The organism is Syntrophothermus sp., from assembly GCF_013314835.1.
GTDB lineage: Bacteria > Bacillota > Syntrophomonadia > Syntrophomonadales > Syntrophothermaceae > Syntrophothermus > Syntrophothermus lipocalidus.
This window is the reverse complement of record NZ_JABUEX010000165.1, coordinates 1-2,023: the sequence shown is the minus strand read 5'-3', so window position 1 is coordinate 2,023 and position 2,023 is coordinate 1. Positions and strand designations below refer to the sequence as shown.

The following is a 2,023-nucleotide window of genomic DNA, read 5'->3' as shown; positions in this document are numbered from 1 at the left end:
GCCGCCCCGCGCCGGCAGTCAGGGCAATAGTAGTACAGCATCCCGTGGTCTTTGCATGAGTAGTACATCTGACCGCCGCAGTACGGGCACTTGATCGGATCGGATATGCTATGCGCCACGCCTCACACCCCCCTTGACTGACCCAGCCCGGCGTGATAAGCTGGGAGTGGAAATTCTATAGTGGGTCCGTTTCTTGGGCTGAGGTAGCGCTTTTACTTCAGCCCTCTTTTCATGCCGTCTGCAAATCATCACGCAACGCTCCTAGAACCTTCCTCAGTGTCTTCACGCGGCCTTTGTATTTGATCAACTTGACGCCCTTCCCGAACTGCCGAAGGTTTAGATACAACTTCTGATCTGCCGGATTCGTTATCCCGCGCTCCTCCAGCATTATCTTCAAGTCTCCCATGGCACTCACTCCGTTTTCCCCCTTTCAGAAGAATTTGCAGGGCCTTCACCATCCGTTCCATATCTGGTTCATATTCGCGAATGACTGTTGCCTCAAATTGCCGCATGATAACCGCGCTCCTCATCATGCCCATGCAACTAGGCCATAATTCGCAGTGGATTTCCGGACCTGATCGACTCGTAATTGGTCGGCCAATGCAATCACTACGCGCCCGACTCCCTCGACTTCTACAGTGATAGGGCCGACCACAGCAGCAGCCTTGGCTGCCTTTGGAATTGTCAGCCCGCAGTATCCCAGTTCCAGATTAGAGACATGCTTCGGGTTGCATTCCAAGAACTCGGAAAGCTGCGCCATCGTGAGACCCTTTGCCTGTCTCTTTTGCCTGAGGTCAACCGCTATGGCCTTCCCGCCGGTATAGAACATCTTTTGTCCCTCCTTTCTTCGCTCCTTTGGTTTATCTGTTACCTCACCCACGCTAGACTGTAATTGATGGGCAAGGTGCAGAAGTCTAGATTTAGGAAACGGATTGTTGCGCGTGGTCAGCTGCCTCATTACTGATGATTAAAGAATCAATACTGACACCATATAGCTGGGCTAACGTTAACAATTGGTCTGCTCTTAACCGACAACGTCCACTTTCAATGTAGTGGTAACCCAAGGTGCTTTTATAACCGAGGATTCTAGAAACTTGATTTTGTGTTAAGCCAGCCCTTATACGCAAAGCCTTCAGCCTGGCAAGGTCAATATGGTAATTTTGTACCTGTTTGGTTTCCATGTTGGTAACCACCTTCGATTCTTATTATAATTACTAAAGAGGAAAAGTCAATAGGTATTTTACTTTTTCGGCAAACCATATCTAATCTCATTCTTGGTGTGGTATATTAAAATTACCAAATTGGGAAGAGGGTTAACCTTGATTACATTAGGAATGCGGTTAAAGGCAATCCGTGAAAGGCTGAATCTTTCTCAAAAAGAAGCCGCGGAAAGACTGGGAATCAGTAATGTTGTCTTAAACCGTTACGAGCATGATGAGCGGAAGCCTGATCCAGAAATGCTCAGACGAATAGCGGATCAGTATGGCGTCACCATAGATTATCTCGTTGGCCGTGATGCGGGACAACTAAGGCAAAAAGCTCTTCCCATTGATTTGAAAGAAATCCTTCAACAGGATGAACCTATTACCGTAGATGGCCAACCTCTAGGCCCCGACGACAAGAAACGCCTCGTCACCCTGATAGATACTGCCCTCTCATTCAAAGAACCCGAAGCTAAAGCAGAGGCAAAGGAAACCGATAAGGAACCTAAGGAACCTGTATACAATCCCGAAACCTTCCAGGAAGACTTCGACATCGAGCGCCTCGCTGCTCATATAGAAGGTGAATATGGACGCAAGCCGTCCCAGGAATTCCTAAAATTCCTGGCAGAGCAGATCAAACGCATAAGACGTGAGCACGGAATAGAGGAGTAGCCATTATTATGCGTAAAGAACTGCTTGACTACGTTGCTGATAACGGCATCGTCCTTAGCTATGTACATTTCCCGAGGGATGCTTACCAGGCGTATGGTGTGTACTACTTCGACCGGAGGCTCAATTCAGGCGTAATTCTGTTGGACAAG

Annotated in this window: 4 protein-coding genes; 1 reads left to right on the top strand and 3 read right to left on the bottom strand. The window is 48.2% G+C overall.

The window, feature by feature from the left end:
- Positions 1 to 229: 229 nt before the first annotated feature.
- The 3 genes from HPY90_RS16045 to HPY90_RS16035 form a co-directional block, all read right to left on the bottom strand.
- A complete protein-coding gene (locus tag HPY90_RS16045) occupies positions 230 to 415 on the bottom strand; it encodes a hypothetical protein (RefSeq protein ID WP_287195999.1) in 186 nt (61 codons plus the stop codon).
- Between the two features lie 114 nt (positions 416 to 529).
- Positions 530 to 829 carry a helix-turn-helix domain-containing protein gene (locus HPY90_RS16040; protein WP_287195997.1) on the bottom strand — a complete coding sequence of 100 codons (300 nt, stop codon included), beginning with the start codon at positions 827 to 829 and terminating at the stop codon, positions 530 to 532.
- A 91-nt stretch (positions 830 to 920) separates the two neighbouring features.
- On the bottom strand, positions 921 to 1,181 hold the full coding sequence (locus HPY90_RS16035; protein WP_287195996.1) for a helix-turn-helix transcriptional regulator: 261 nt from the start codon (positions 1,179 to 1,181) through the stop codon (positions 921 to 923).
- Positions 1,182 to 1,319: 138 nt separating this feature from the next.
- On the opposite strand from HPY90_RS16035, the gene HPY90_RS16030 reads away from it, so the two are divergent.
- On the top strand, positions 1,320 to 1,874 hold the full coding sequence (locus tag HPY90_RS16030; RefSeq protein WP_287195994.1) for a helix-turn-helix domain-containing protein: 555 nt from the start codon (positions 1,320 to 1,322) through the stop codon (positions 1,872 to 1,874).
- Positions 1,875 to 2,023: the final 149 nt, after the last annotated feature.

Bases quoted from the DNA above. Each gene is read 5' to 3' on its own strand.
- HPY90_RS16040 (WP_287195997.1), bottom strand. From the start codon at position 829: ATGTTCTATACCGGCGGGAAGGCCATAGCGGTTGACCTCAGGCAAAAG.
- HPY90_RS16035 (WP_287195996.1), bottom strand. From the start codon at position 1,181: ATGGAAACCAAACAGGTACAAAATTACCATATTGACCTTGCCAGGCTG.